General features: G+C 60.2%; 1 pseudogene. It reads left to right on the forward strand.

The annotated features are described in order from the left end of the window. Positions 1 to 227 precede the first annotated feature (227 nt). Positions 228 to 540 (forward strand): annotated as a pseudogene (locus AB4Z35_RS30175) (hypothetical protein); the annotation flags it as partial.

Raw genomic sequence — 540 nt, forward strand, 5'->3', positions numbered from 1 at the left:
CGTGTGAACTGGATAAACGCGGCGCACTGGAGTCCATCGCCAGCAGGCTGGCTCCTACAGTTTCAGCGTGGGCGCGGTCCCTTGTGGGAGCTGGCTTGCCAGCGATGGTCGTTAACGATTACGCGTGTGAACTGAATGAACGCGGCGCACTGGAGTCCATCGCCAGCAGGCTGGCTCCTACAGTTTCAGCGTGGGCATGGTCGCTTGTAGGAGCTGGCTTGCCAGCGATGGTCGTTAACGATTACGCGTGTGAACTGGATCAACGCGGCGCACTGGAGTCCATCGCCAGCAGGCTGGCTCCTACAGTTTCAGCGTGGGCGCGGTCCTTTGTGGGAGCTGGCTTGCCAGCGATGGTCGTTAACGATAACGCGTGTGAACTGGATCAACGCGGCGCACTGGAGTCCATCGCCAGCAGGCTGGCTCCTACAGTTTCAGCGTGGGCATGGTCTCTTGTGGGAGCTGGCTTGCCAGCGATGGTCGTTAACGATTACGCGTGTGAACTGGATAAACGCGGCGCACTGGAGTCCATCGCCAGCAGGC

It is taken from the genome of Pseudomonas sp. KB_15, from assembly GCF_052114525.1.
Classification (GTDB): domain Bacteria; phylum Pseudomonadota; class Gammaproteobacteria; order Pseudomonadales; family Pseudomonadaceae; genus Aquipseudomonas.